The 2,871-nt window shown below is 60.0% G+C and carries 3 protein-coding genes; all 3 read left to right on the top strand.

Annotation, left to right across the window (positions count from 1 at the left end):
* Positions 1 to 1,118, top strand: a 1,118-nt coding sequence (gene asnS / locus V6C16_RS10710; protein WP_333543182.1) for an asparagine--tRNA ligase, incomplete at its 5' end; no start/stop codon positions are given.
* A 324-nt stretch (positions 1,119 to 1,442) separates the two neighbouring features.
* Positions 1,443 to 2,489 (top strand): aspartate-semialdehyde dehydrogenase, encoded by a 1,047-nt coding sequence (locus tag V6C16_RS10705; protein ID WP_333535041.1) that lies wholly within the window; start codon positions 1,443 to 1,445, stop codon positions 2,487 to 2,489.
* Between the two features lie 64 nt (positions 2,490 to 2,553).
* Positions 2,554 to 2,871: aminotransferase class IV (locus V6C16_RS10700; RefSeq protein WP_333543181.1), on the top strand; the 318-nt coding region annotated here is incomplete at its 3' end.

The following is a 2,871-nucleotide window of genomic DNA, read 5'->3' as shown; positions in this document are numbered from 1 at the left end:
AGGGGCAGCAGTGGGAAGTGCGCGCACGTGAAGCGCAGGTGTACGGCCTGGCCGACCCGGAGAGCTTTCCCTTGCAGAAAAAGCGCCATTCCGATGAATTTTTGCGCACCATCGCCCACCTGCGGCCGCGAACCAACAAATACGGGGCCGTCTTCCGCATCCGTTCCGAGGCGGGCTTTGCCGTTCACGACTTTTTTCGCGGCCGCCGCTTCGCCTGGGTGCATACTCCGGTGCTTACCGGTGCGGACTGCGAAGGCGCGGGCGAAATGTTCCGCGTGACCACGCTTGAGCCGGGCGCAAAAAATCTGGAGCAGGATTTTTTCAGCCGCCGGTGCAACCTCACGGTTTCGGGCCAGCTTGAGGCGGAAGCTCTGGCTACGGGCCTCGGCCGGGTCTACAGCTTTGGCCCGACCTTCAGGGCGGAAAATTCCAATACCCCGCGCCACGCCGCCGAATTCTGGATGATCGAGCCGGAAATGGCCTTTGCCGACCTGGAAGACCTCATGGAACTGGGCGAAGGGCTTACCCGGCACGTGGTGGAACATGTGCTCACCCACTGTGAAAGCGATGTGAACCTCTTTGACAGCTTTGTGGAAAAGGGCCTGCGGCAGCGCCTTCAGGACATGCTGGCCGCGCCCTTTGGCCGAATTTCCTATACGGAAGCCGTGGAAATCCTGCAAAAATGCGGCAAGGATTTCGCCTTTCCCGTGGCCTTCGGCACAGACCTGCAAACCGAGCACGAACGTTACCTGGCGGAAGAACACTTTAAAAAGCCTGTTATTGTTTACGATTATCCCAAAGATATCAAAGCGTTCTACATGCGCCAGAATGAGGACGGCAAAACCGTGGCCGCTATGGACATGCTTGTGCCGCGCATCGGCGAGCTTATCGGCGGATCGCAGCGTGAAGAGCGCCTGCCCAGGCTCGAAGCCCGCATACGCGAAATGGGGCAGAATCCGGAAGAATACTGGTGGTATCTCGAATTGCGCCGCTTCGGCACAGTGCCGCATGCCGGTTTCGGCCTGGGTTTCGAGCGCCTGCTCATGATGCTGACGGGCATAACCAACATTCGCGACGTGATCCCCTTCCCCCGCACGCCGGGAAATCTGGAATTTTAGGCCGTCACTCCCCGGCCTGCGCCCAATATGCAGCGCCACGCCCGCAGGGCAAGAGCGTGACTGTTCCGCCGGGCAGAATTCGGACATCGACGTCCGATCGACGTCCGGCGGAACAGTTGTATCGGGCCTGGGCGATTACGGCTGCGGCCACCCGTTGGCCCCGGCAGCGGCTGCCGCATAAAACTGCTCATGTAACGCGCAACGCGCCCTTCACATTTACCGCAATCAGGACTATACTGTCGCCTCACCGCGCGCATTTGCCGCGCTCTTTTTATCGGCGGCCCCGTAAGGCCGACGTGCATCGCCCAAGGAGAGCGAAAAGCCATGAGCAAGAAGCTGACTGTTGCCGTTGTTGGCGCCACTGGCGCCGTAGGCCGTGAAATGCTCAAGACCCTTCACGAACGCGATTTTCCCGCCACTGAAATCCGTGCCTTTGCTTCCGCCCGTTCCGCGGGAACCAAGGTCCCTTTCGGTGAGCAGGAACTGACCGTTCAGGAACTGAAAGAAGACGTCTTTGATGGCATTGACCTGGCTATTTTTTCCGCAGGCGGCGCCGCTTCGCTAAAATTTGCCCCCCATGCGGCCCACGCGGGCTGCGTGGTGGTGGACAATTCCTCCACATGGCGCATGGATGACCGCTGCCCCCTGGTGGTGCCTGAAGTCAACGCGCAGGCCCTGGAAGACCACAAGGGCATCATTGCCAATCCCAACTGTTCCACCATCCAGATGATGGTGGCGCTCAAGCCCCTGCACGACGCGGCCAGGATCACGCGCGTGATTGTGTCCACCTATCAGGCGGTTTCAGGCACTGGGCAGAAGGGCATTGAAGAGCTGGAACGCCAGGTGCGCGACCTCTTCAACGGGCGCGATCCTGAAAACAATACCTATCCCTACCGCATTGCCTTCAACTGCCTGCCCCACATCGATGTCTTCCTTGAAAATGACTACACCAAGGAAGAGATGAAGATGGTTCACGAAACCGTCAAAATTCTCGGTGATCCGTCGGTCAAGGTAACGGCGACCTGTGTGCGCGTACCCGTCTTCTACTGCCATGCCGAATCGGTCAACGTGGAAACGGAAAAGAAGCTTTCGGCCAGGGACGCCCGCGTTCTGCTTGCGCAGGCTCCGGGCGTGCGCGTATTCGACAATCCCCGCGAGCTTATGTACCCCATGCCGGGCTACTGCGTGGGCGACGACTACACCTATGTGGGCCGTATCCGCGAGGACGAAACCATCGCAAACGGTCTCAACATGTGGATCGTGGCCGACAACGTGCGCAAGGGCGCGGCCCTCAACACCGTGCAGATCGCCGAAGAGCTTGTGCAGCGCGGCCTTGTGCGCGTGACGGACAAAAACGTCTTCATGTCCTGATATTGAACGTATGCAGCAAACGTGCGGGGCGTTCTGCGCCCCGTGCGCCTTTTGAGGAGACGCCTTGAAAGCCGTTGATGCCCATACCTATCTTGCGGCCCTGCTGGCCGCCCCCCGGCCCGGTTCCGAAAACGTACTGGCCTTCTACGATCACAGGGTGGGGCATATCTGCACCGATGCAAGCCTCCTGCTTTTACCGCTGGATGACCACATCTGCCACAGGGGCGACGGCCTTTTTGAAAGCATCAGCTACCGCCAGGGCAGGCTGCTCAGCTTTGAGCAGCACCTTGCGCGCCTCAGGGACGGCGCTGCGGCGCTCGGCATCACTCCCCCCTGCTCATGGGACGAACTGCGCGCCATCATACTGGATGTGGCCCGCGCC

This window comes from Desulfovibrio sp. 1188_IL3213, from assembly GCF_036763145.1.
Taxonomy (GTDB): domain Bacteria; phylum Desulfobacterota; class Desulfovibrionia; order Desulfovibrionales; family Desulfovibrionaceae; genus Desulfovibrio.
Note: the sequence above shows the minus strand (reverse complement) of the source record. Positions and strands in the feature narration are given on the sequence as shown.